20 protein-coding genes are annotated in these 24836 nt (G+C 70.3%); 11 read left to right on the top strand and 9 right to left on the bottom strand.

Features of this window, described 5'->3' with window-relative positions:
- Positions 1 to 2: 2 nt before the first annotated feature.
- Positions 3 to 914: a UTP--glucose-1-phosphate uridylyltransferase GalU gene (gene galU, locus ACZ592_RS19580; protein WP_471582818.1), complete on the bottom strand. Its 912-nt coding sequence runs from the start codon at positions 912 to 914 to the stop codon at positions 3 to 5.
- Positions 915 to 1007: 93 nt separating this feature from the next.
- Between galU and ACZ592_RS19575 the strand changes: the two genes are divergently transcribed.
- Entirely contained in the window at positions 1008 to 1643 is a 636-nt protein-coding gene (locus tag ACZ592_RS19575; RefSeq protein WP_471582817.1) for a 5-formyltetrahydrofolate cyclo-ligase, read from the top strand.
- 80 nt (positions 1644 to 1723) lie between these two features.
- Here ACZ592_RS19575 and ACZ592_RS19570 read toward each other — a convergent pair whose 3' ends face one another.
- Positions 1724 to 4609 (bottom strand): penicillin acylase family protein, encoded by a 2886-nt coding sequence (locus ACZ592_RS19570; protein WP_471582816.1) that lies wholly within the window; start codon positions 4607 to 4609, stop codon positions 1724 to 1726.
- A 196-nt stretch (positions 4610 to 4805) separates the two neighbouring features.
- Between ACZ592_RS19570 and ACZ592_RS19565 the strand changes: the two genes are divergently transcribed.
- The 6 genes from ACZ592_RS19565 (at position 4806) to mscL (ending at position 10676) form a co-directional block, all read left to right on the top strand.
- A complete protein-coding gene (locus ACZ592_RS19565; protein ID WP_471583012.1) occupies positions 4806 to 6332 on the top strand; it encodes a potassium/proton antiporter in 1527 nt (508 codons plus the stop codon).
- Positions 6333 to 6564: 232 nt separating this feature from the next.
- Positions 6565 to 7836 (top strand): MFS transporter, encoded by a 1272-nt coding sequence (locus ACZ592_RS19560; RefSeq protein WP_471582815.1) that lies wholly within the window; start codon positions 6565 to 6567, stop codon positions 7834 to 7836.
- A gap of 67 nt (positions 7837 to 7903) precedes the next feature.
- Complete coding sequence (locus ACZ592_RS19555; protein WP_471582814.1) at positions 7904 to 8254, top strand: FmdB family zinc ribbon protein; 351 nt, start codon at positions 7904 to 7906, stop codon at positions 8252 to 8254.
- 85 nt (positions 8255 to 8339) lie between these two features.
- The gene (locus ACZ592_RS19550) at positions 8340 to 9194 is read left to right on the top strand and encodes an S-methyl-5'-thioadenosine phosphorylase (protein WP_471582813.1); all 855 of its coding nucleotides are present in this window, start codon (positions 8340 to 8342) and stop codon (positions 9192 to 9194) included.
- A 351-nt stretch (positions 9195 to 9545) separates the two neighbouring features.
- Positions 9546 to 10016 carry a hypothetical protein gene (locus ACZ592_RS19545; RefSeq protein ID WP_471582812.1) on the top strand — a complete coding sequence of 157 codons (471 nt, stop codon included), beginning with the start codon at positions 9546 to 9548 and terminating at the stop codon, positions 10014 to 10016.
- Between the two features lie 180 nt (positions 10017 to 10196).
- A complete protein-coding gene (gene mscL / locus ACZ592_RS19540) occupies positions 10197 to 10676 on the top strand; it encodes a large conductance mechanosensitive channel protein MscL (protein WP_471582811.1) in 480 nt (159 codons plus the stop codon).
- Positions 10677 to 10710: 34 nt separating this feature from the next.
- On the opposite strand, the gene ACZ592_RS19535 is transcribed toward mscL, so the two are convergent.
- The 5 genes from ACZ592_RS19535 to nirB form a co-directional block, all read right to left on the bottom strand.
- Positions 10711 to 10929, bottom strand: a complete 219-nt coding sequence (locus ACZ592_RS19535) for a hypothetical protein (protein ID WP_471582810.1) — start codon at positions 10927 to 10929, stop codon at positions 10711 to 10713.
- A gap of 25 nt (positions 10930 to 10954) precedes the next feature.
- Positions 10955 to 11776 carry a pyruvate formate-lyase-activating protein gene (gene pflA, locus ACZ592_RS19530; RefSeq protein WP_471582809.1) on the bottom strand — a complete coding sequence of 274 codons (822 nt, stop codon included), beginning with the start codon at positions 11774 to 11776 and terminating at the stop codon, positions 10955 to 10957.
- A gap of 114 nt (positions 11777 to 11890) precedes the next feature.
- On the bottom strand, positions 11891 to 14161 hold the full coding sequence (gene pflB / locus ACZ592_RS19525) for a formate C-acetyltransferase (protein WP_471582808.1): 2271 nt from the start codon (positions 14159 to 14161) through the stop codon (positions 11891 to 11893).
- Positions 14162 to 14467: 306 nt separating this feature from the next.
- Positions 14468 to 15901: a NarK family nitrate/nitrite MFS transporter gene (locus ACZ592_RS19520; RefSeq protein WP_471582807.1), complete on the bottom strand. Its 1434-nt coding sequence runs from the start codon at positions 15899 to 15901 to the stop codon at positions 14468 to 14470.
- Between the two features lie 162 nt (positions 15902 to 16063).
- The gene (gene nirB, locus ACZ592_RS19515; RefSeq protein WP_471582806.1) at positions 16064 to 18814 is read right to left on the bottom strand and encodes a nitrite reductase large subunit NirB; all 2751 of its coding nucleotides are present in this window, start codon (positions 18812 to 18814) and stop codon (positions 16064 to 16066) included.
- Positions 18815 to 19140: 326 nt separating this feature from the next.
- Here nirB and ACZ592_RS19510 point away from each other — a divergent pair, with 326 nt between their 5' ends.
- From ACZ592_RS19510 to ACZ592_RS19495, 4 genes are all read left to right on the top strand, one after another.
- On the top strand, positions 19141 to 20292 hold the full coding sequence (locus ACZ592_RS19510; RefSeq protein WP_471582805.1) for a sirohydrochlorin chelatase: 1152 nt from the start codon (positions 19141 to 19143) through the stop codon (positions 20290 to 20292).
- A gap of 77 nt (positions 20293 to 20369) precedes the next feature.
- Positions 20370 to 21491, top strand: a complete 1122-nt coding sequence (locus ACZ592_RS19505) for a P1 family peptidase (protein ID WP_471582804.1) — start codon at positions 20370 to 20372, stop codon at positions 21489 to 21491.
- A gap of 191 nt (positions 21492 to 21682) precedes the next feature.
- Entirely contained in the window at positions 21683 to 22900 is a 1218-nt protein-coding gene (locus ACZ592_RS19500) for a L,D-transpeptidase (RefSeq protein WP_471582803.1), read from the top strand.
- 188 nt (positions 22901 to 23088) lie between these two features.
- Positions 23089 to 23871 (top strand): DUF6227 family protein, encoded by a 783-nt coding sequence (locus ACZ592_RS19495; protein WP_471582802.1) that lies wholly within the window; start codon positions 23089 to 23091, stop codon positions 23869 to 23871.
- An 81-nt stretch (positions 23872 to 23952) separates the two neighbouring features.
- Here the strand turns inward: ACZ592_RS19495 and ACZ592_RS19490 are convergent, their stop codons facing one another.
- On the bottom strand, positions 23953 to 24207 hold the full coding sequence (locus tag ACZ592_RS19490; protein ID WP_471582801.1) for a hypothetical protein: 255 nt from the start codon (positions 24205 to 24207) through the stop codon (positions 23953 to 23955).
- A gap of 364 nt (positions 24208 to 24571) precedes the next feature.
- Entirely contained in the window at positions 24572 to 24808 is a 237-nt protein-coding gene (locus ACZ592_RS19485) for a DUF7848 domain-containing protein (RefSeq protein ID WP_471582800.1), read from the bottom strand.
- Between the last annotated feature and the right edge of the window lie 28 nt (positions 24809 to 24836).

Here is a 24836-nt window from a genome sequence, read left to right as displayed (position 1 = left end):
TGCTACATCTCCTCGGTGACGTAACTGCGAAGCCAGGCCTGGAAGTCCGGTCCCAGATCTTCACGTTCGCACGCGAGTCTGACAATGGCACGCAGATAGTCGCCGCGGTCGCCGGTGTCATAGCGGCGGCCCTTGAAGACCACACCGTGCACCGGACCGCCGATCTTCTCGTCGGCGGCGAGCTGCTGGAGGGCGTCGGTGAGCTGGATCTCGCCGCCGCGGCCCGGCTCGGTCGTCCGCAGGATCCCGAAGATGTGGGGGTCGAGGACATAGCGGCCGATGATCGCGTAGTTCGACGGGGCGTCGGCGGCGTCAGGCTTCTCGACCAGGTCGGTGACCTTGACGACGTCGCCGTCCCCGGTGGCCTCGACCGCGGCGCAGCCGTAGAGGTGGATCTGCTCGGGGGCCACCTCCATCAGGGCGATGACGCTGCCGCCGTGCCGCTCCTGGACCTCGACCATGCGGGCGAGGAGGGGGTCGCGCGGGTCGATGAGGTCGTCGCCGAGGAGGACGGCGAACGGCTCGTGGCCGACGTGCGGGGCGGCGCACAGGACGGCGTGACCGAGGCCCCTGGGGTCGCCCTGGCGCACGTAGTGCATCGTCGCGAGGTCGCTGGACTCCTGGACCTTGGCGAGGCGCGCCTCGTCGCCCTTCTTGAGGAGGGCCGACTCCAGCTCGTAGTTGCGGTCGAAGTGGTCCTCCAGCGGGCGCTTGTTGCGACCCGTGATCATGAGGACGTCGTCGAGCCCCGCGGACACGGCCTCCTCGACCACGTACTGGATCGCCGGCTTGTCGACGACCGGCAGCATCTCCTTGGGCGTCGCCTTGGTCGCCGGCAGGAAGCGCGTACCGAGACCGGCGGCGGGGATGACCGCCTTGGTGATCCTGGCGTGTGGGGGGTGAGACTCAGTCATGGCGACACCATATCCGGTGCGTATGTGCGGAATCTGTGGGTCCTGATAATTCATGGGCATATGCGCCCGTATGGAAGGAATGGTGAGATCCCCATGAACGGAACCAGCGGTACCGACACCGAGGGCCAGCCAACCAAGCGCGTGTTGCGGCGGAACGTCCTCGCGGTGAGAAGCGCGTTGACTGTGGATGACGCGCAAAAGGCGGCCTCGGTTCTCGCCGACCGCGCCCTGGAACTCCCCGAACTCGCCGACGCGCGGACCGTCGCGGCGTACGTCTCCGTGGGGAGCGAGCCCGGCACCCTCGCCCTGCTCGACGCCCTCCACGCGCGCGGCACCCGCGTCCTGCTGCCCGTACTGCTCGCCGACAACGACCTGGACTGGGCCGCCTACGACGGCGCGGACTCGCTCGAGCGCGTACAACACAGCGGGAAGATGGCGCTGTTGGAACCCTCCGGGGCGCGCCTGGGGCCGGACGCCGTGACCGAGGCGGACGCCGTGCTGCTGCCGGGGCTCGCCGTGGACGCGCGCGGGATGCGGCTCGGGCGGGGCGGCGGATCGTACGACCGGGTCCTCGCCCGCCTGGAGCGCGCAGCCGTCGACCCCGCTCTCGTGGTGCTCCTGTACGACTCCGAAGTGGTCGCGCACGTCCCCGTGGAGGCGCACGACCAGCAGGTGCACGCCGTCGTGACGCCGTCGGGGGTACGCCGCTTCCGCCGGGCCCGAGCCTGAATCCGGCACGTCCCCGAACAACCGAAAGGGCCCTCCACGCGTGCGTGGAGGGCCCTTTCAGGATGTGCCGTGCGCGACCGTCAGGGGCGCAGCACCAGCTTGTCGCTCGTGCTCTTCTCGACCGCGTCGTTCGTGAAGGCCCACGGCAGGAGTTCGCCCTTGGCCCACTTGTCCGTCTGGTCGGTGTAGTGGTCGTTGTACGCGTGCCCCGAGGCGCCGGTGAGGTTGATCCACTTGGACTTGTCCATGTCCTTGAGGTTCACCACCATCCGCATCGACGGCACCCAGACCACGCCGTAGCCGCCCGCCGCGTTCCAGCCGGTCGCGTTCACCGCGGCCTCGCCGCCGCCGAGGTTCCAGGGGCCGCGGTTGAGCACGAACTGCAGCCAGCCGGGGCCTTCGGTGCCCAGCGTCTGGTTCTTCAGCGTCAGCCGGTGCAGACGGCCCCAGCTCCAGGTGTCGACGTCCTTGCCGAGCTTGGCCGTCAGGTCCCAGCGCGCGTCCTCCAGGGCCCGCTTGAAGAGCTGGTCGCGGGTCTTGGTCTCGTCGTCGGTGCGGGTGGCGGGCGCCTTCCACCAGTCGTTGGACTGGTCATCGATGATCTTGCGGACCACTTCGTAGTAGCGGTCGCCGCCGTCCGGCTGGGCCGAGTCCGCGTCGCGCTGACCGCACTCGCGCACCTTCTTGCCCTCGTCGGCGGGCCCGGTGTTGCCGGCCGGCTCGACGTTCAGGCACTGCCCCTTGACGCGCAGCTCCTTGGGGAGCTTGTTGCCGAAGGCCAGCTTGAGGATGTTGCGCCAGACCGAGTTGAAGTACGCGGCGGCCGCCGAGTCGGCGTCCTGCGTGTAGTCCCAGCCCTCGAGGAGCTTCTGCGCCTCGCGGACGTACTTGTCCTTGACGTCGATCTTCAGCAGCTTGGGCACGAGCAGCTTGGCGATCTCGCTGCTGTTGTCCGTCTGCATGAGGCGCATGTCCTCGGTGGAGATCTTGCCGCCGTTCTTGATCTTCGACTGGATGAGGTCGTCGATCCGCTGGCTGCGCGCTCCGTAGCCCCAGTCCGAGGTGAGCTTGTACGGGTAGTCGGCCTTGTCCCTGTCGTCGATCACGGCCTGGTTGGCGGTGACGATGTAGCCGCGCTTGGGGTTGTACTCGTAGGGCAGCGCGTCCTGCGGGATGTAGCCGGTCCACCGGTACTCGGGGTCCCAGCCCGGCGCGGGGAGCGAGCCGTCGCCCTTGCCGCGGGTGGGGATCCTGCCCGGCGCCTGGTAGCCGATGTTGCCGTCGGTGTCGGCGTAGATCAGGTTCTGGGAGGGCACCTCGAAGGAGGCGGCCGCCTTGCGGAATTCCGTGAAGTTCTTCGCCTTGTTGAGCTCGAAGACGGCGTCCATGGACTTGCCGGGCGACAGCGCGGTCCAGCGCAGCGCCACTCCGTAGCCGTCACCACGGTCGGGTGCCGCCGCGTCGACGCCGGCCTTCTTGCCGACCTTGACCAGTTCGTCGTCCCGGTCGGAGATCAGCGGGCCGTTGTTGGTCTCGCGGACCGTGATCTTCTTCTCACTGCCGCCGGCGACCTTGATGGTCTCCTCGCGCGAGCGGAAGGGCAGCACCTTGCCGCCGTACTGGTACCCGTCCCCGGTGAACTTCTCCAGGTACAGGTCCGTGACGTCGGCGCCGAGGTTCGTCATGCCCCAGGCGACGTCCTTGTTGTGGCCGATGACCACGCCCGGCATGCCGGAGAAGGTGTAGCCCGAGACGTCGTACTGGCACTTCGCCGAGACCGACCGGCAGTGCAGGCCCATCTGGTACCAGACCGAGGGCAGCTGTGGGGCCAGGTGCGGGTCGTTGGCGAGGAGCGGCTTGCCGGTGATGGTGTGCTCGCCGGAGACGACCCAGGAGTTCGAGCCGATGCCGTTGCCGTTCGGGCCGAGGATGGCAGGGACCTCGTCCAGGGCGTCGGACACGCCGTTGAGCTGCGACGTCAGTCCGTCAGGCGCCTGCGTGCCGCCCGCGAGGCCGGAGCCCGCGGTGCCGTTGGTTCCTGCGGTGCCGTTGGTTCCTGCGGTGCTGGTGCCGGTGCCCGTTCCGGTACCAGTACCAGTACCAGTACCCGTTCCGGTCCCCGTGCCCGTCCCGGTACCGGTCCCCGTACCGCCGGCCCCCGGCGTCCCGGACTGGGTGGGGGTGGCCTCGGGGTCGTACTCCTTGGTGGCGCTGTTGTAGGCGCCCTCCCGGACGATCGGCTTGTTCCGCTTGTAGGGGTACTCCGGGTACAGGTCCTTGATCTGCGACGGGCCCAGGCGGCTCGTCATCAGGGAGCGGTCGATCTCGTCCTGCATGTTGCCGCGCAGGTCCCAGGCCATGGCCTTGAGCCAGGCCACGGAGTCGACGGGGGTCCACTGCTGGGGCTTGTAGTCGTTCTCGAAGCCGAGCGCCGCGTACTCGACGGAGATGTCCTTGCCGTCCTTGCCGTCGAGGTAGGCGTTGACCCCCTTGGCGTACGCCTGGAGGTACTTCTTCGTCTGCGGCGAGAGCTTGGAGTCGTACTCCTTCTTCGCCACCCGGTGCCAGCCGAGCGTGCGCAGGAACTCATCCGTCTTGACCTGGCCCTTGCCGAACATCTCGGAGAGCCGCCCGGAGGTCATGTGACGCCGAACGTCCATCTCCCAGAAGCGGTCCTGCGCCTGGACGAAACCCTGGGCCATGAAGAGGTCGTCGTCGGACTCGGCGTAGATCTGCGGGATGCCGTTCCCGTCCCGCTTCACGTCGACCGGGCCGGCCAGCCCGTCGAGCTTGATCGTTCCCTTGGTCTGCGGGAAGGAGGCGCGCACGGTGCTGACGCTCCAGTACGCGCCGAAGCCGATGCCTCCGACAATGGCCAGGACCAGGACGATCACGACAAGGCGGGCTCGGCGCCCCTTCTTCTTGCCGGACTTATGACCGGAAGAGGCGTTGGTGTTGGAGGGCATCGCTGTCCTTGCTGTCCTTACGCGAGCGGCAGGGCGGGCTGTGCTGTCGACTGGGCGGCTCTGGGAGCGCTGGAGCAACCATAGGCGCAGGGCGTTGCGGCTCCGGACGCGGAGTCAGGAACCCGACCCCGTCGAAATCGAATAGTCATTCGACGGCGTCAAGAACGCGTTAACGATTAGGTAAGGTAACGAAGTACTGGCCTTACGGAGGAAGGAACGGCCCCTGACTGTCCACCACCTCAACCAGCTCCTGCTCGTCTGCTCACTCGTCCTGCTCGTCGCGGTGGCGGCGGTCCGGATCTCCTCGCGCAGCGGGCTCCCCAGCCTGCTCCTGTACCTGGGCATCGGCATCGCCATGGGCCAGGACGGCATCGGCGACGTCCACTTCGACAACGCCGAGCTCACGCAGGTCATCGGCTACGCCGCCCTGGTCGTGATCCTCGCCGAGGGCGGTCTCGGGACGAAGTGGAAAGAGATCAGACCCGCGCTGCCCGCGGCGGCCGTGCTCTCGACCGTGGGCGTCGCGGTGAGCGTCGGCATCACGGCGGCGGGCGCCCACTACCTGGTGGGGCTCGAGTGGCGGCAGGCGCTGATCATCGGCGCGGTGGTCTCCTCGACGGACGCGGCCGCGGTCTTCTCGGTGCTGCGGAAGGTGCCGCTCCCCTCCCGCATCACGGGTGTCCTGGAAGCGGAGTCGGGGTTCAACGACGCCCCCGTGGTGATCCTCGTCGTGGCGTTCTCCACGGCGGGACCGGTGGACGACTGGTACGTGCTGCTCGGCACGATCGCCCTGGAGCTGGCGATCGGCGCCGCGATCGGCATCGCGGTCGGCTGGCTGGGCGCCTACGGGCTGCGGCACGTGGCCCTGCCCGCCTCCGGTCTCTACCCCATCGCCGTCATGGCGATCGCGGTCGCCGCCTACGCCGCCGGGGCCATGGCTCACGGCAGTGGATTCCTCGCCGTCTACCTCGCCTCGATGGTGCTCGGCAACGCCAGGCTGCCGCACTGGCCCGCCACCCGCGGCTTCGCCGAAGGGCTCGGCTGGCTCGCCCAGATCGGCATGTTCGTCCTGCTCGGCCTGCTCGTCACGCCGCACGACCTGCTCGACGACACCTGGCCCGCGCTCGTCATCGGGCTGGTCCTGACGGTGGTGGCACGGCCCCTGGAAGTCGTGATCAGCCTGCTGCCGTTCCGCGTGCCCTGGTCGGAGAAGGCGTTGCTGTCCTGGGCCGGACTGCGTGGCGCGGTGCCCATCATCCTGGCGACCATCCCCATGGTGAGCGGCGTCGACGACAGCCAGCGGATCTTCAACATCGTCTTCGTCCTCGTCGTCGTCTACACCCTCATCCAGGGCCCCACGCTGCCCTGGCTGGCCCGCAAACTGCGGCTGGGCAACTCCTCGGAGGCCGCCGACCTCGGCATCGAGTCCGCGCCCCTGGAGCGCCTCCAGGGCCACCTCCTGTCGGTCGCCATCCCCAAGGGCTCGCGGATGCACGGCGTCGAGGTCGCCGAGCTGCGACTGCCACCGGGGTCCGCGGTCACGCTGGTCGTCCGCGACGGCGAATCCTTCGTGCCGCTGCCGACCACGGTGCTGCGGCGTGGCGACGAGCTGCTGGTGGTGGCGACCGATCCGGTGCGGGACGCCGCGGAGAAGCGGCTGCGTGCGGTCGGCCACGGCGGAAAGCTCGCCAGTTGGCTGGGAACCGACGGAGAAAAGCACTAATCGTAGGTGGCGGGGGTCTCATCGGCTGCAATCACAGGGCCGAATGAGGCCTCCCCCTGTACGATGAAGGCACCAGATCGAACCAACTCTGCCTGAAGCAGAGCTGGCGCGACCGTATGGCGGTCGAGGCACCCCCGCAGTGGAGCCCGGCATCTACCGCAGTTCCGCGCAAGAGGACAGCTCTCGGCGCCCCCGCACGGGCGCGCTACCAGGCGGCAGAAAGGCACGGGCCGTGGCATCCACGGTCACCGAATCCCGCCCGGGTTACGGACAGCTCCTGCGCACCCCTCGCGCCTGGACCTTCCTGCTCCCCGGCTTCGCGGCGCGCCAGCCGTTCGCGATGCTGACCATCTCCATCGTCCTGCTGGTGCAGCACACCACCGGCTCGTACGGTGCCGCGGGCGCCGTCTCCGCCGTCACGGGCGTCTCCATGGCGCTCTTCGCCCCCTTCAGCGGCAAGCTCGCCGACCGCTTCGGACAGCGCGCCGTACTGACGCCCGGCATCCTGGTCCACTCCGCGTCCGTCGTCACGCTGACGGTGCTCGCACTCTCCGACGCCCCCTTGTGGGCGCTCTTCGTAGCGGCCGTGCCCGCCGGCGCGTCGACTCCGCAGATCGGCCCCATGGTGCGGGCCCGCTGGGGCGTCAAGCTCCAGGACTCCCCCCTGGCCACCACCGCGGCCGCCTTCGAGTCGGTCACCGACGAGCTGACCTTCGTCCTCGGCCCGCTCTTCGCGACCGCGCTGTGCACCACCATCGACCCCGCCGCCGGTCTCCTCACCGAGGCCGGACTCACCCTGGTGGGCGGCCTGCTGTTCGCCGCGCAGAAGAGCACCCAGCCCAAGCCCTCCTCGCACCACGACGAGCACGCACGCGTGGAGCACGTCTCCGCCCTGCGCGTCCCCGGCATCCGGGTCCTCATCGTCACGTTCCTCGGCATCGGCGCCGTCTTCGGCGGCATGCAGGTCTCGCTCGCCGCCTTCACCGAGTCGATCGGCGAGCCCGGCCTGAACGGTGTCCTGTACGGCACCTTCGCGGCCGGCAACATGCTCTCCGGCGTCGTCTGCGGTGCCATCGCCTGGAAGGTCTCCCCCCAGCGACGCCTCCTCGTCGGGTACACGGCACTGACCCTGATGGCCGCCGGACTCTGGGCCGCGCACTCCGTGCCGCTGCTCGCCGGCCTCGGCCTCCTGGTCGGCGTCTGCATCGCGCCCGCGCTGATCACCGGCTACACGCTGGTCGACAAGCTGGTCGCGCCGACCGGCCGCACGGAGGCCTTCACCTGGCTGACCGGCGCGGTCGCGCTCGGGCAGGCGGCGGCCGTCACGGTCGCAGGACAGCTGGAGGACCGCTTCTGGGACGGAGCCGGATTCCTGGTCCCGCTGGGCGGCACCGCACTGGCCCTCGCGGTCCTCGTGACACTGCGCTCGCGGCTCGTTCCCCCGGTCTCCGGCCGCACCGTGGCGCGTGGCGTCGGTCACCGCGTGCCGGTGACGGTGGACTGATCTCGCGGAATACGTCACTATGGACCGTCGTTAGCACTCATCGAGTGAGAGTGCCAGGAGGAAGCAAGTGCCGACGTACCAGTACCAGTGCACCGAATGCGGCGAGGGCCTCGAGGCGGTGCAGAAGTTCACCGATGACGCCCTGACCGTGTGCCCGAGCTGCAACGGACGCCTCAAGAAGGTGTTCTCGGCCGTCGGCATCGTCTTCAAGGGCTCCGGCTTCTACCGCAACGACAGCCGCGGCTCGTCGTCCAGCAGTACGCCGGCGAACGCCTCGTCGAAGTCCGCTTCGTCGTCGGACTCCTCGTCCTCGACGTCCACGGACTCCTCGAGCTCGAAGACGTCGTCCTCCTCGTCCTCGGACTCCAAGTCGTCCGGCTCCTCCTCGACGTCCACGTCGTCGAGCTCGGCCGCGTAGGACTCCAGCACGCTCTTCCGGGTGACCCCGCCGTCCCGCGACGGCGGGGTCGTCGGCGTATCCCCGTCCGGCTACTGTGCGGGCCATGGTGAACCAGGCGAACGCCGCGCGGGCCGGGATCGGCGTGATCGGCGGCTCCGGCTTCTACTCCTTCCTCGACGACGTGACCGAGGTGCCGGTCGACACCCCCTACGGAGCGCCGAGCGACTCCCTCTTCCTCGGTGAGATCGCCGGCCGGCGGGTGGCCTTCCTGCCCCGGCACGGCCGCGGCCACCATCTGCCGCCGCACCGCATCAACTACCGCGCCAACCTCTGGGCGTTGCGTTCCGTCGGCGTACGGCAGGTGCTCGGACCCTGCGCGGTCGGCGGACTGCGCCCCGAGTACGGGCCCGGGACACTGCTGGTGCCCGACCAGCTCGTGGACCGCACGCGTACCCGCGCGCAGACGTACTACGACGGGGTGCCGCTGCCCGACGGCAGCGTGCCGAACGTCATGCACGTCTCGCTCGCCGACCCCTACTGCCCCGTGGGACGTGGCGTGGCGCTGAAGGCCGCCCGCGGCCGCGACTGGGAGCCGGTCGACGGCGGGACGCTCGCGGTGATCGAGGGACCGCGCTTCTCGACCCGTGCGGAGTCGCGCTGGTACGCGGCACAGGGCTGGTCGGTGGTGGGCATGACCGGCCACCCCGAGGCGGCGCTCGCCCGTGAACTGGAGCTCTGCTACACGTCGTTGGCCCTGGTCACGGACCTGGACGCGGGCGCGGAAACCGGCGAGGGCGTCTCGCACGACGAGGTCCTGCGGGTCTTCGCCGCCAATGTGGACCGGCTGCGGGGCGTGCTGTTCGACGCGGTGGCGGGGCTGCCGGCGGACGGTGGCGGACGGGAGTGCCTGTGTGCGGGGGCGCTGGGCGGGATGGAGCCGGGGATTCGGCTGCCGTAGCCGCGTCCGCGGTGGTCGTGGCGGCGGTGGACCCGGCGGACATGACCGCGTCCTCGGCGGTCGTGCGGCGGTGGCCCTGGCGGGCGTTGCCGCGGCGGCGGTGGTCGCAGCGGCAGTCGCCTCGGCCGCCGTGCCCGCGGAACTCTCCCTTCGGGTGAGGGAGTTGTCCACAACCGGCGAGTAGTCCACGGGCGTCGGCGGGAATCGGCGCGGACCCGCATCGTGAGAGCGGAAGCCGAGCTCCTCGCACCGCAGGCGGTGGTTGTCGTGACCCATGTCCCTCCCCTCTCTCCCCAGAACCTTCCCCGGACCCGACCGGCAGACGGCTGCCCGGTCCCCCACTTCACCCCCGTGCGGGTACACGGCGGGCATCCGCACCTGCGCCGGCTCCTGCGGCACAGACAGCGGGCCCTGGCCGCGGGGCTCGCGATCACCGCCGCCGTCCTCGCGACCACGGCCCCGCGCGAGGCCGACCGGCCGCCGGGGATCACGGCCGCGGCGGAGCCGGCCCACGACCGGCGGCCCTTCGGGGCCGCCGCAGGGCGGCCGACGGTGACGGCGCCGGTACGGATCGCCGACGCCGACGCCGTACGTCTGCTGCGCCCCGGCGACCGGATCGACGTGATCGCCGCCGAGGGCTCCCGCGCGGACGGCGCGGAACCGCGCGTGGTGGCTTCCGGGGTGCGGGTGGCCGAGGTGCCCGAGCCGACGGAAGGTCCCGCCGAGAGCGGCGCCCTGGTGATCCTTTCCGTACCGCGGGACACGGCGGCCCGGCTGGCCGGGGCCGGGGCGGATACGCGTCTGGCGGTGACGCTGCGATGAAACCGCCGCAGCCGCCGAACCCGCCGGCCCCGGTCAGCTCACTGAAGCGGAACGTTCACGATCGCACTGACAAACTGTCAAGTAGCTCTTTGGTGTGCGTCAATTGGACAGGTCCGCCATGGCCTCACGTAGGTTGCGAAGTTGTTTGTTCAGCAACCCGCACATGCAACGAAAGGCCTCGTGGTGAGCGAGAAGAACGAACCGGGTCTCTGGGAGGGCTTCAAGGCCTTCCTGATGCGCGGCAATGTCGTCGACCTGGCGGTCGCGGTGGTCATCGGCGCCGCGTTCACGAACATCGTGAACTCAGTGGTGAAGGGTGTCATCAACCCCCTCGTCGGCGCCTTCGGGACGAAGGACCTCGACCACTACAGCTCGTGCCTGAAGTCGCCTTGCGAGACGAACGACGCGGGCGAGGTCGTCAAGGGCATCCCGATCATGTGGGGAAGCGTGCTCAGCGCGGTCCTCAGCTTCGTGATCACCGCGGCCGTCGTGTACTTCCTGATGGTGCTGCCCATGGCCAAGTACCTGGCGCGGGTGGCCGCCAAGAAGGCGGAGAAGGAGGGCACCCAGGAGGTCATGGAGATTTCCGAGCTGGAGGTGCTCAAGGAGATCCGCGACGCCCTGGTGGCGCAGCGCGGATCGGGGCACCGCGAGGAGTAGCGCGGTCCTGCCGGGCTCGGCGCCCGTCGCGGGCTCAGAGGTGGTGGGGCGGCTTCTCGTCGAGGAAGCGCGCCAGGTCGGCGGCGCTGTCGCGGCCCGCGTCGGCCCGCTCGCCCCATCCTCGGTCCGTGTCGTCCGAGGACTGCTGCGACAGCGGATCGTCGAAGACCAGCGCGTTGCCCGGCTTCTTCGGGGCCTTCGCGTCCTCCGGCTTCTGCGGATCACGCGGTTCGGGGGCGGGGGCGGTGCTCATGTCTCCAGGGTACGTCGGCCGGGTCTCAGACGGCCTTGAGGCCCTGAGCCTCGAAGATCGCCTTGGCCGCGGCCACCTGCTCCGGGGTGGGCGAGGGGGTGTCGCGCAGCGTGAAGTCCTTGCCGAGCGCGTCCCACTTCGCCTCGCCCAGCTTGTGGAAGGGCAGCACGTCGACGCGGGAGATGTTGCCGAGCGAGGCGGCGAAGCGGGCGACGCCCTCGATGTTCGCCGGGTCGTCGGTCAGGCCGGGGACGAGGACGAAGCGCACCCAGGCCTCCTGGCCGAGGCCGGCCAGCCGGTGCGCGAAGTCGAGGGTGGGGGCGAGGGGGCGACCGGTGACCTTCTGGTAGGTCTCGGGGTCCCAGGACTTGATGTCGAGCAGGACCAGGTCGACGTCGCGGAGCAGGGCGTCGGTGGCACGGGTGCCGAGGAAGCCGGACGTGTCGAGCGCCGTGTGCAGGCCGAGCTCCCTCTTGAGGCGGTGCAGGAGCTCGCCGGTGAAGACGGGCTGCAGGAGGGGCTCGCCGCCGCTGACGGTGGCTCCTCCCCCGGCCGCGGAGATGAACTTGGTGTACTTGGCGGCCTCCGCGATCACGTCGTCGGCGGTGGTCCGTTTGCCGTCGCGCATCCGCCAGGTGTCGGGGTTGTGGCAGTACAGGCAGGTCAGCGGACATCCCGAGAGGAACGTGACGAAGCGCGACCCCGGCCCGTCGACACCGGTGGACAGGTCCCAGGAGTGGATCGAACCGGTGACGGGGCGGTGGGTGGCGGCCGCCGCGGGGGTGGCCGCGTCCTCGTCGACCACGTGGGGGCGTACGGGGATGTCGGTTCCGAGCAGGACAGCCATGGTGGATCTCCCGAGCTGCTGACAGGACGTGGTGTGCGCGGCTCCCGGGGCCGGGGTGAGGGCCCGGCCCCGGGGCCGCGGATCGGGGGCGGCTCCCGGTGGGGAGCCGGTGGCTCAGAGGGAGCCGTGGAAGGTGCGGTTGATGACGTCGAGCTGCTGGTCGCGGGTGAGCCGGATGAAGTTGACCGCGTATCCGGAGACCCGGATGGTCAGCTGCGGGTAGTTCTCCGGGTGCTCCATGGCGTCCTGAAGGGTCGCCTTGTTGAGCACGTTGACGTTCATGTGGAAGCCCTCGCCGGCCATGAAGCCGTCCAGGACACCGGCGAGGTTGGTGATCCGCTCCTCGGGGGTGCGGCCGAGCGCGTCCGGAGTGATGGTGTTGGTCAGCGAGATGCCGTCCTCGGCGTCGTCGTAGTCGAGCTTGGCGACCGACATCGCGGAGGCGATGTAGCCGTGCTCGTCGCGTCCGTTCATCGGGTTGGCCCCGGGGGCGAACGGCTCGCCCGCGCGGCGGCCGTCGGGGGTGTTGCCCGTCTTCTTGCCGTAGACGACGTTCGAGGTGATGGTCAGCACCGACTGGGTGTGCACCGCGTCGCGGTAGGTGGGGTGCTTGCGGACCTTCTCCATGAAGTCGTGCACGATGCGCCGGGCGATGTCGTCGGCACGGTCGTCGTTGTTGCCGTAGGCCGGGTAGTCGCCCTCGATCTCGTAGTCGACGGCGAGGCCCGTCTCGTCGCGGACGACCTTGACCTTGGCGTGCTTGATCGCCGAGAGCGAATCGACGGCGACGGAGAGGCCCGCGATGCCGCACGCCATGGTGCGCAGGATCTCCTGGTCGTGCAGCGCCATCTCGATGCGCTCGTAGGCGTACTTGTCGTGCATGTAGTGGATGACGTTGAGCGCGTGGACGTACGTCTTGGCCAGCCAGTCGAGCATCGCGTCGTACTGCCGCGCCACGGTCGGGTAGTCCAGGTAGTCGCCCTCGATGGGCGTGAAGCCCTGTACGACGGTCTTGCCGGACTTCTCGTCGCGGCCGCCGTTGATCGCGTAGAGCAGCGCCTTGGCCACGTTGACGCGGGCCCCGAAGAACTGCATCTGCTTGCCGACGGCCATCGCGGAGACGCAGCAGGCGATCGCGGTGTCGTCGCCGTACTTGGGACGCATCAGCTCGTCGGACTCGAACTGGATGGCCGAGGTGTCGATGGCGACCTTGGAGGCGAACTCCTTGAAGCCCTGGGGCAGCTGCCGCGACCAGAAGACCGTGAGGTTCGGCTCGGGGGCCGGGCCGAGGTTGTAGAGGGTCTGCAGGGCGCGGAAGGTGGTGCGCGAGACCAGCGGGCGGCCGTCCTCGCCGATGCCGGCCATCGACCAGGTGACCCAGGTCGGGTCGCCGGAGTAGAGCTCGTTGTACTCGGGGGTGCGCAGGAAGCGGACGATGCGGAGCTTGATGACGAAGTCGTCGATGAACTCCTGGGCCTCGGTCTCGGTGATGAGGCCGGCCTCGATGTCGCGCTGGAGGTAGATGTCGAGGAAGTTGTCGATGCGGCCGATCGACATGGCCGCGCCGTTCTGCTCCTTCACGGCGGCGAGGTAGGCGAAGTACAGCCACTGGATGGCCTCGCGGCCGGTGGTGGCGGGCCGCGCGATGTCGTAGCCGTACGACATCGCCATGGACTTCAGTTCCCCCAGGGCCTTGATCTGCTCGGAGATCTCCTCGCGGCCGCGGATGACCTCCTCGGTCGCCCACTCCTCGCCGAGGGCGGCCTTGTCGGCCTCCTTCGCGGCGATGAGCCGGTCGACGCCGTAGAGGGCGACACGGCGGTAGTCGCCGATGATGCGGCCGCGGCCGTAGGCGTCGGGCAGGCCGGTGATGATGCCGGAGGAGCGACAGGCGCGGATCTCGGGCGTGTAGGCGTCGAAGACACCTTCGTTGTGGGTCTTGCGCAGGTGCGTGTAGACGTCCCTGACCTCGGGGTCGGCCTCGTACCCGTAGGCGTTGAGGGCGCCTTCGACCATCCGCCAGCCGCCGTTGGGCATGATGGCGCGCTTGAGGGGGGCGTCGGTCTGCAGGCCGACGATGAGGTCCTTGTGGTCGGCGACGGCGCCGTCGATGTAGCCGGGCTTGAAGGCGTCGATGCGCGAGGGGGTCTGCGCGTCCACGTCGTAGATGCCGCGCTCGATCTCCGTGGGGAACATCGAGAGGAGCTTCTGCCAGACCTGGGTGGTGCGCTCGGTCGCGCCGGCCAGGAAGGAGTCGTCGCCCTCGTACGGGGTGTAGTTCTGCTGCACAAAGTCGCGGACGTCGATGGCGTCCCGCCACAGACCGCCCTTGAAGCCGTCCCAGGCCTCGCCGTTCACTGTCGTTTCCGCAGGAGTGGCAGTCATGACCCGCACCTTCCGTATCGCTTCTTCGCTACGCCTCCATTCCACTCCTGTTTGATCGATCAGGGGGCCCGCAATGGTCCTCGATCGGGGACCGGAGGTCCCTTTCCTGACCGGGGAAAGCATCGAGAACACCTTCCGACCTGGTCTTCCTTGTGGGACTTTGGACCCAAGTTCGCTTGTGAATGCATTCACAAGAATTTCCGGGAAATCCTGTGGTACCGGCACGGACGGGGCGGAAAAAGAGGGTGGACCGAGTGCTCCCACACTCGGTCCACCCGGTCCACGCGGCTCACGCCGTCCAGGGCGTCAGCTCGGCGACTCCGCGCCCTTGCGGGCGTAGAACCACCAGGCGACCGCGACGCAGCTCGCGTAGAAGCCCACGAAGCCCCACATCGCGCTGGTCACCGCGAAGTTGGCGAACATCGCCGGAATGAAGAAGAAGCCGTACGCGGCGATGGCGGAGGTGAAGCCGGTGACGGCGCCCGCCTCCATCTCCGACTGCTTCAGCGCCTTCGCGTACTCGGGCGTGCCCTCGGTCAGGCCCTTCAGGTGCTGGTTGCGGAAGATCACCGGGATCTGGCGGAACGTCGAGCCGTTGCCGATGCCGGAGAAGAAGAACGCCAGGAGGAAGCAGCCGAAGAAGCCCCAGAAATTGCCGTTGTCGCCGCCGGCGGGGAGGAAGTTGATGACGCCGATGATCGAGAGCGCCATGCCGACGAACGAGATGATGGTGACCCGCGCGCCGCCGATCTTGTCGGCGATCCAGCCGCCGGCCCACCGGGCGAGCGCGCCCACGGCCGGGCCCATCCAGGCGTACGTGGCCGCGGAGTAGGCCGCGTCGATCGGGGTGAAGGTCGTCTTGATCAGCATCGGCAGGGCCGCGGCGAAGCCGATGAAGGAACCGAAGGTGCCGACGTAGAGCCAGGTCATCAGCCAGTTGTGCTTGCGCTTGAAGATGATCTTCTGCTGGCTGAAGGGGGTCGAGGCGACCTTCAGGTCGTTCTGGCCGAACCAGGCGATGACGGCCAGGATGACCAGGACCGGCACCCACAGGAACGCGGCGTTCTGCAGCCAGACCGGTGTGCCGTCGGCCTTGTGCTGGGCCGAGCCGACCGCGATGACCGAGCTGGTGATGACGATCGGGGTGAGCAGCTGGACGACGGAGACGCCGAGGTTGCCGAGGCCGCCGTTGATGCCGGTCGCGTTGCCCTTGTCCTTCTTGGGGAAGAAGAAGCCGATGTTGGCGAGGGACGAGGCGAAGTTGGCGCCGCCGATGCCGCAGAGGGCCGCGATGGCGATCATCACGCCGTACGAGGTGTCGGGGTTCTGGACCGCGATGCCGAGCCAGATCAGCGGGATGACCAGGACGATCGTGGAGAGCGCGGTGAACCGGCGCTGGCCGATCATCGGGCCGAGGAACGTGTAGAAGATCCGGGCCGTGCCGCCCGTCAGGCCCGGGACGGCCGTCAGCCAGAACAGCTGAGAGGTGGAGAAGCCGAAGCCGACGTCCTTGAGGTTGGTCGCGGTGACCGACCACACCTGCCAGACGACGAAGGCGACCAGCAGCGCGGGGACCGCGATCCACAGGTTGCGGGCGGCGACCTTCTTGCCGGTGGACTTCCAGAAGAGCTCGTTCTCCGGCTCCCAGTCGGTGATGGTCTTGCCGGGTCGGTACTGCGCGGGGTCGTACGAGGTGCCCGTGGGCGCGGTCCGCGTCTCTTGGGCGGCAGGCGATCTCATGTTGGTTCCCAGTTCGCTCAGGGTCCCGACCTTGCTACGGGGCCTGACACATCCACCATCCGGCCCACGGCTTACCGGCAGCAGAGGCGTAGGACACCAGTCGGCCGGGCCAAAGATCGGGAGTGTGAGGGGACTTCGGACCCCGCACGCGCGGGGCGGTGCTCAGACCTCGTGCACCGGCAGCGCGACCGACGGATCGTCCAGGCATGCGCCCGTCCGCAGGTCGAACTCCTGCTTGTGCATCGGCGAGGCCACGACGGGGCGGCCGTCGCGGGTGCCCAGGATGCCGTGGGCGATCACGTCGGCCCCGGAGAACGGGTCACGGTTGCCGACCGCGTAGACCCGGCCCGAGCCGTCCTTGAAGAGCGCCGCCTCGCTGCCGTCGGGCAGGACCGCCGCCCTGCCTCGGCCCGGCTCCAGGAACTCGGGCGACGGCTGCGCGAGGTGCTGCTCGAAGCGCGCCAGGGCCTGCGGGTCCTCCAGGACCGCCTGCCACTCGTCCCGGTAGGCCGCCGCGTGGCGGTCCATCTGGGCCTCCAGTTCGGCGCAGATGCCCAGGGAGTCGTCGATCAGGACCGACGTGAGGTGGTCGAGTCCGCCCATCCGCTCGAACCACGGCGCGGTGCGCTCCAGGCGCTCGCCGGTGCGCAGGTAGTACATGAGGAAGCGGTCGACGAGGCGGAAGAGCTCAGTGGCGGACAGGTCGGCGGCGAGGAGGTCGGCGTGGCGCGGGGTCGCGCCGCCGTTGCCTGCGACGTAGAGGTTCCAGCCGTTGGCCGTGGCGATGACGCCGATGTCCTTGCCGCGGGCCTCGGCGCACTCGCGCAGACAGCCGGAGACCCCGCCCTTGATCTTGTGCGGGGTGCGCAGGCCGCGGTAGCGCAGCTCCAGGTCGATCGCGAGGCGCACGGAGTCGCCCTGCCCGAACCGGCAGAACTTGGCGCCGACGCAGGACTTCACCGTGCGCAGGGACTTGCCGTAGGCGTGGCCGGACTCCAGGCCCGCGTCGACCAGGCGGCGCCAGATCGCGGGGAGTTGGTCTCCCCGGGCGCCGAAGAGGTCGATGCGCTGCCCGCCGGTGATCTTCGTGTAGAGGTCGAAGTCGCGGGCGACCTCGCCGATCGCGATGAGCTGGGCGGGGGTGATCTCGCCGCCGGGGACGCGCGGGACGACGGAGTAGGTGCCGTCCTTCTGGAGGTTGGCGAGGAAGAGGTCGTTGGAATCCTGGAGGGTGGCCTGTTCGCCGTCCAGGACGTGGCGCAGGCCGAGTTCGGGGGCCAGGGTGCCCAGGACGTTGCCGACGACGGGCTTGCAGACGGCGCAGCCCTCGCCGCCCAGGCCGTGCTTCTCCATCAGTTCGGTGAAGGAGCGGATACGCTCGGTGCGGATCCGCTCGTAGATCTCGGCGCGGGTCAGCGCGAAGTGTTCGCACAGGCCCTTGGGCTTCTCGATCCCGGCGGCGGCGAGCTCGGCGTCGAGCACGGACTGGAGGGTGGAGACACAGCCTCCGCAGCCGGTGCCCGCCTTGGTGCAGCGCTTGATGCCGCCGATGTCGGTGAGGGAGTTCTCGGTGACGGCGGTGCGCACGGCGCCCTTGGTGACGTTGTGGCAGCTGCAGACGACGGCGTCGTCGGGCAGGGCGTCGGCGCCCGGGAGTTCGACGCCCGAGGCGGGCAGGACGTAGGCCTGAGGGGGTGCGGGCAGAGCGCGGCCCGCGTGCGGCTTCAAGGTGCCGTAGGCGTCCGCGTCGCCGACCAGGATGCCGCCGAGCAACTGGCCGTCGGGCCCCAGCAGCAGCTTCTTGTAGACGCCCTCGCGGCTGTCGGAGAAGACGACGGAGACCGCGCCGCCCTCCTCGCCCTCAGGTGCGAAGGGGTCGCCGAAGGACGCGACGTCGGCGCCCATCAGTTTCAGCTTGGTGGAGGTGTCGGCCCCGGTGAAGACGGCGGTCCCGTCCCCGGCGAGGGCGTCGGCGGCCGCCTCGGCCATCTGGTAGCCGGGGGCGACCAGGCCGTAGACGCGGCCGTCGGCGCTCTGCGCGCACTCACCGATGGCGTAGACGTAGGGGTCGGTGGTGCGGCAGTGCTCGTCGACGACGACACCGCCCCGGTCGCCCACGGCGAGCCCCGCCTCACGGGCGAGGCGGTCCCTGGGGCGTACGCCGGCGGAGAAGACCACGACGTCGGCGTCGAGGGTGCGGCCGTCGCTCAGGCACAGGGCGCGCACGGCCCCGCCGTCGTCCGTGGCGACCCGGGCGGCGCCGACACCGGTGTGCACGGACACGCCCATCGACTCGATGGTGGCGCGCAGGGCCGCCGCGCCTCCGTCGTCGACCTGGAGGGGCATCAGGCGGGGGGCGAACTCGACGACGTGGGTGCGCAGTCCGAGGGTGCGCAGCGCGCCGGCCGCCTCCAGGCCGAGGAGTCCGCCGCCGATGACGACACCCGTGCTCCGGCCCTCTTCGCCGGCGTACGCGGTGAGGGTCTCGACGTCGTAGAGGGTGCGGTAGGTGAAGCAGCCGGGGGCGTCGGCGCCGTCGATGGGCGGCACGAAGGGGTAGGAGCCGGTGGCGATGACCAGGGCGTCGTAGGAGACGGTGGCGCCGGAGGTGGTGGTGACCGTGCGGGCGGTGGTGTCGATGTGCTCGGCCGGGTCGCTCAGGCGCAGGTCGATGCCGTGTCGGTCGAGGAAGCCGGGTGCGCAGAGGGAGAGTTCGGCATCGGTGGCGCCGGTGAACGCGGAGGAGAGGTGGACGCGGTCGTAGGCGGTCCTGTCCTCCTCGGCGAGGACGGTGACCCGCCAGCCGGGGCGGTCCGGGGCGGCGGGGTCGGCGAGGGCACCGCGCTCGGCGAGCGTCTCCAGGAAACGGTGGCCCACCATTCCGTGGCCGATGAGCACCAGGTTCTGGGTCATGGGGGTCACACTCCGTCGCGCTGGGGGACTCCCCCGCCGGGTCGCCCCCGGGAAGGGATCTTCCCTTCGACGGTAGGCCTGGCGCGGCACGACCCCGGGCAGCCAAGGACCTGTCCGTGCGGGCCCAACGGCCCGTCGGGTCGGGGCTTTTGGCGGCGGACCCGGGGTGGACGCGGGCGTAGCGTCGTCGTCGACGGGCTGCTTCCCGACCGACAGCGCAGCCCGGTGCGATGCGGTTTCCGGGGCGGGAGTGCGGCGACACCACTGTCCCGCCCCGGGCCTGCTCGCAGAGATCCAGGCTTCTCCGGCTTCGGATGGGACGGACCGTGCGACCTCTCGTTCTCGCCGTGCACGGCAGCGCGCTGCCCGGTGCCGGCCACGTTCTGCGGCGGCTCTGCGACCGGGTCGAGCACCTGGGCGGGACACGACCCGTCGTCGGCCACCTCGACCACCAGTCGCCCTCCCTCGCCGAAGCGCTGCGCGAGCGCCCCTACGCCGTCGTCGTCCCCCTCCTCCTCGGGGACGGCTATCACCGCACCGTCGACATCCCCGCCGTCGTCGAGGGGCGCGGCCCCGGCTGTGTACTCACGGAGGGACTCAGCGGCGACATCGCCGTCGCGCTCGCCCTGCGGGACCGGCTGCGCGAGGCCGAGCACCGTGAGGGCGCAGGGGGCGCGAGCATCCGGGACGCGGGCGGGCGGAATGGGGACGTACGGGTGGGGGGCGTACGGGTGGGGGACGTACAGAGCACAGGTCTACAGGGCACGGACGTTCCGGCCCCAGGCCTGCGGGCCCCAGACCTGCGGGACAAGGGCCTCCGGGACAAGGGTCTCCGGGACCCTGGCCTCCGGGCCGACGCCGTGGTGCTCGCCGCCGCCGGGTCCTCGCGGCCCGGCGGAAACGACGGGGCCCTGGCCGCCGCCCGACAGCTCCGCTCGCTGCTGCCCGGCGTCCCGGTGCGCGAGGCGTACTGTTCGGCCGCCGCGCCCACGGTCCCCGAAGCCGTGGCGCGGCTGCGGGCCGAGGGGCACCGGACGGTGGCCGTGGCCACGCATCTGCTGGCCCCGGGCCGTTTCACGCGCGCGCTCGCCGCGTCCGGCGCCGACACCGTGGCCGCTCCCCTCGCGGACCACCCCGGGGTGGCAGACCTCGTCCGGCGACGGTACGAAGAGGCGGCGCGGCGGAACGAAGAGGCGGCGGGCGTACGTGGGACGCGGGCAGGCCCTCGTGACGCACCGGCGGCCTCCCCCAACCCGACGACAGACCCTCTCAACCCGACGATGGGCCCTCTCAACCCGACGTCGGACCCCCTCAACCCGACGACAGCCCCTCCCACCCCGACGACGGCCCCCCTCAACCCGACGACGGCCCCCCGGCCTGGTGCAACGGCCGCCCCCCGCAAGGCAGAGGCCGGCCCTCGCGCCGCCGACGCGCGTCGCCCGGGTGTCCCTGTCGCCTCCCTCGGCGCCGCGGCCTGATCCCGTCGCGACGGGGGTGATGCCCACCACCCGGGCGACGCGCCGCCCGTGACCGCGCCGCGTGGTACGCCTTCCTCATGACCTCTGACGCTTCCGATTCCGCTGCCACATCCCCTTCGACGTCCCGTTCGACGTCCCGTTCGACGTCGCGTCCGACGCCCGGTCCGGCGCCCGGTTCGCTGACCGATGTCGCAGGGCTCCGCGTCGGCCACGCCGCGCGCGTCGGCGAGGGCCGGCTGACCGGCACCACCGTGGTCCTCGCCCCCGAGGGCGGCGCCGTCGCCGCCGTGGACGTGCGCGGCGGCGGACCCGGCACCCGCGAGACGGACGCGCTGGATCCGCGCAATCTGGTGCAGCGCGTCGAGGCGGTCGTCCTCACCGGTGGCAGCGCGTACGGCCTGGACGCCGCGTCCGGCGTGATGGCGTGGCTGGAGGAGCAGGGGCGGGGCGTGCGGGTCGGCCCCGACCCCGCCCAGGTCGTCCCCGTCGTCCCGGCCGCCTGCGTCTTCGACCTGGGCAGGGGCGGCGACTTCGGCGCCCGGCCCGACGCGGCGACGGGCCGGGCCGCGGTCGAGGACGCCGCGCGCCGCGAACGGTTCGCGCCGGTCCAGGAGGGCAACGTCGGCGCGGGGACGGGAGCGGTGGTCGGCAGGTTCAAGGGCGGGGTCGGCAGCGCGAGCCGGCGTCTCGACTCGGGGATCACGGTCGCCGCGCTGGTCGTGGCGAACGCCGCGGGCTCGGCGGTCGACCTGGAGACGGGCGCGCTGTACGGGGAGTACTTCGCGGGGCGGCGGGTGAGCTATCCCGCGCCGGACGTCCACGAGGAGGCGACGCGGCGCCTCACCGAGGCCGCGGCGAGGAGCGGCCTGCCGCCCCTGAACACGACGCTCGCCGTGGTGGCCACCGACGCCGAACTCACCAAGGCGCAGGCGCAGAAGCTGGCCGGCACGTCGCACGACGGCATGGCGCGCGCGGTGCGGCCCGTCCACCTTCTGCACGACGGCGACACGGTGTTCGCCCTCGCCACCGGGGAACGACCGCTGGCTGCCGCCGTCGACGATCCGCTGGCCCTCAACGGGATCCTCGCCGCGGGCGCGGACCTGGTGACGGAAGCGATCGTGCGGGCGATGCTGGCGGCGGAGTCCGTGGACACGCCGGGCGGCACCTTCCCCGCGTACCTCGATCTCTACGGCAAGTAGACCAAAAGCCACATTAGATCGTATAACGCCACGAAATATCACACCGCATCTCACAAGGCGTCAAGTCGCCCCGCGTGCCCGCCCGTTGGGCTCACCGAGTGTGCCCACACTCACACTGTCCGGACGGAACCTCTCCGCGCCCCGGCCGCTCTTAGTTCGTACTGGATCAGAACACGTACTTGGAGCAGCCCGTGACAAGGTCGGTCATAGTCAACCCCCGGCGCCGCGCCCTGCTGGCGGCCACCGCGCTCGCTGCCGTGGGCGCGCTGACCCTGACGGCCTGCGGGGGCGATGCGGACGCCAAGGACGACAAGAACGGCGGCAGTTCGGCCGCCAAGGGCGCGGACATCACCATCTCCTCGAAGGACGGCGCCACCGACGCCTCGATCAACGCCACCGGCGTCAAGGTCAAGGGCGGCAAGCTGACCAGCGTGAAGATGACGTCGGTGACGTCCGGCACCGCGGTCGAGGGCGCCATATCCGGCGACGGCGCCAGCTGGAAGCCCAAGACCCAGTTGGAGCGCGGCACGAAGTACAAGGTCACCGCCAACGCCAAGGACGGCTCGGGCAACGCGTCGACCGAGAACGCGACGTTCACCACGGTCTCCACGGCCAACAGCTTCATCGGCACCTACACGCCCGACGGCGGCACCACCGTCGGCGTCGGCATGCCGGTCTCCTTCACCTTCGACAAGGCGATCACGGAGAAGAAGGACGTCCAGTCGCACATCACGGTCACGTCCTCGACCGGCCAGAAGGTCGTCGGCCACTGGTTCGGCAGCCAGCGCCTGGACTTCCGGCCCGAGGACTACTGGAAGGCCGGCTCCAAGGTCACGATGAAGATCGCCCTGGACGGCGTGAAGGGCGCGAACGGCGCCACCGGCGTGCAGAACAAGACGGTCACCTTCACTGTCGGCCGCGCCCAGGTCTCCACCGTCGACGTCCAGGCGAAGAAGATGACGGTCGAGCGCGACGGCAAGGTCATCAAGAGCGTCCCGATCTCCGCGGGCAGCCCGTCGAACCCGACGTACAACGGCAAGATGGTGATCTCCGAGAAGTTCACCCAGACCCGCATGAACGGCGACACGGTCGGCTTCGGCGGCGAGTACGACATCAAGGACGTGCCGCACGCCATGCGCCTGTCCTCGTCGGGCACCTTCATCCACGGCAACTACTGGGGCTCGCCGTCCATCTTCGGCAGCGCCAACACCAGCCACGGCTGCGTCGGCCTGCAGGACGCGCGCGGCGCCGGCGACCCGAACACGCAGGGCGCCTGGTTCTACAACAACTCCCTGATCGGCGACGTCGTGACGGTCAAGGGCTCCCCGGACAAGACGGTCGCCCCGGACAACGGCCTCAACGGCTGGAACATGTCCTGGAGCGAGTGGACGGCGGGCAGCGCGAGCTGACCCCACCCCCGACCGCACGCCACCCCGACCACACCCCCAGCCGCACCCCAATCGCACCCCCAACTGAGCGAGCCACGTGGGAACTTCCCACGTGGCTCGTACGTTTTCCCGTTCCCGGGCATGATGTCGGACCCAGGGGCTACGGTATGCACTCACCAGGTGACATGTAGCAACGCCGGGAGAAAGCCTTGAGCGTTCCGTACGACACTGCGTACGAGCCACCCGAGTCGCCCGAGCCACACTCTCCGGAGGAGCATCTCGAGCGACTCCTCGGCCGTGCCCTGAACTCCTTCGACCTGCCGGACGAGGTGATGAGCCGCCTCGGCTCCGCCCTCGCGCACGACAGCACCCTGCACTCCGCGCACCACAGTTCGGGCCTGCACCGGGAGACGTACAGACACACCTGGCTGCTCGCCGACACGACGGTCCTCACCCTCTGGGAGCTCGTCCACAACACCGCGCCGGGCAGCGCCCCGACCCACGAGGTCTACGCGGACGAGGAGGAGGCGGGCATCGCGACCTCGCGGCTGCCGCTGCCGCCCGACCCGCCCGTGTGCGTCCGGCCCGTGCTGCTCGAACTGCCGCCCGACGACGAGCCCCGCCACGCGTACGTGCCGGACGACTCCGCGGACCACGCGCGCCGGCTGCTGCGCCGCGCGGAGAACCCGGACGGCGACCGGCCCGGCAAGCGCGTCGAGCGCCTGCTGCGCGCGGCGTTCGCGCACCAGATCACCCAGGCCTTCGGCCGCCCCTGCCTGCCCGGCGAGGTGCGCATGTGCTTCTCGCTGTACGAGCACGCGTTCCTGCTCTTCGACGGCGGCGAGACCAGCCTGTGGGAGGTCGAGCACACGCTCACGCCCGACGGCCGGCACCTGTGCGAGGTCTACGCCACCGAGGAGGCGGCCCGCGCCGCGATGGAGCGCCGGGCGCAGGAGTGGACGCGGAGCCGAAGCAGCCGCGCGCGGGGCTGAGCAAGCGCCCGCAAGGCGGCGTCAGGAGCGACGCCAGGAGCATCGGGCGCCAAGAGCGCCGAGCGTCAGGAGCGCCGGGCGTCAGGAACGTCCGTCGCCGAACTGCCGTACGAGACCGGCGAAGGCGGCCCGCTCGTCCGGCGTCAGCTCCACGGTCTCCGCGCGCGGCGGACCCTGCTGGGCGGGCAGCGCGCTCAGCGTCCGGTCCTGTCGCCACACCTGCACGTCGGGCCGTTCCTTGCGCATGACCCGCACCAGGCCGACGGCCCAGACGACGGTCGCCACGGTGAGCACGGCCACGCCTATCTGCTGAACGATCGAGACATCCTGGAGCATGCGGCCCAGTAGACAACAGGGGCGGGGTCTTACGACAGGGGGCAATAGGACTTAGGTCCCGAAGTGACGCAAGTCGCACACTCCGGGACCCAACGTCCCCTCAGCCACATGTCCCGGCCACGCGGACGCTCAGACGGCCGCCCTCGCCTGCTTCGCCTCGGGCGCCCGCGCCGCCACGACCGGACCACCCCGGAATGCTGTCCAGGCGAAGAGGTGGTCCGGTCTTTAGTTGTCGGGTAAGGATTCAGAGGGACAGCGGGCCGGACGCCGGCGTGAAGCCGACGACCAGGCCCTAGGAGCCGGAGATCATGATGATCATCAGCGGCCCGGTGAACTGCCCCCACCCAGGCGACTGGTCTGCGCATCAAGTCCGCCTCCAGGCCCGCCAGGGGCGAGTGATGATCTCGCGGTAGGTGTGATGGGAGGGATGCTTGCCGCAGTGCTCCAGCACCCAGTCTTGCGGCGCCACCGAGTCCTCGCCGGCCGGTGAGGTCTCCTCGTCCACAGCGCACTGCATGGCGTAGGTCACCGGCTCCGAGTCGGGCTCAACGTCGGGTTCGAGGGTCCATTGCTTGTACCGCAGGACGGCCCTGGGGCTCACAGTCCCCACCGCCTGTTGGCAACCGACA

This window comes from Streptomyces sp. NPDC040622, assembly GCF_055593965.1.
The sequence above is the reverse complement of the archived record's forward strand: the minus strand, read 5'-3'. Positions and strand labels throughout refer to the sequence as shown.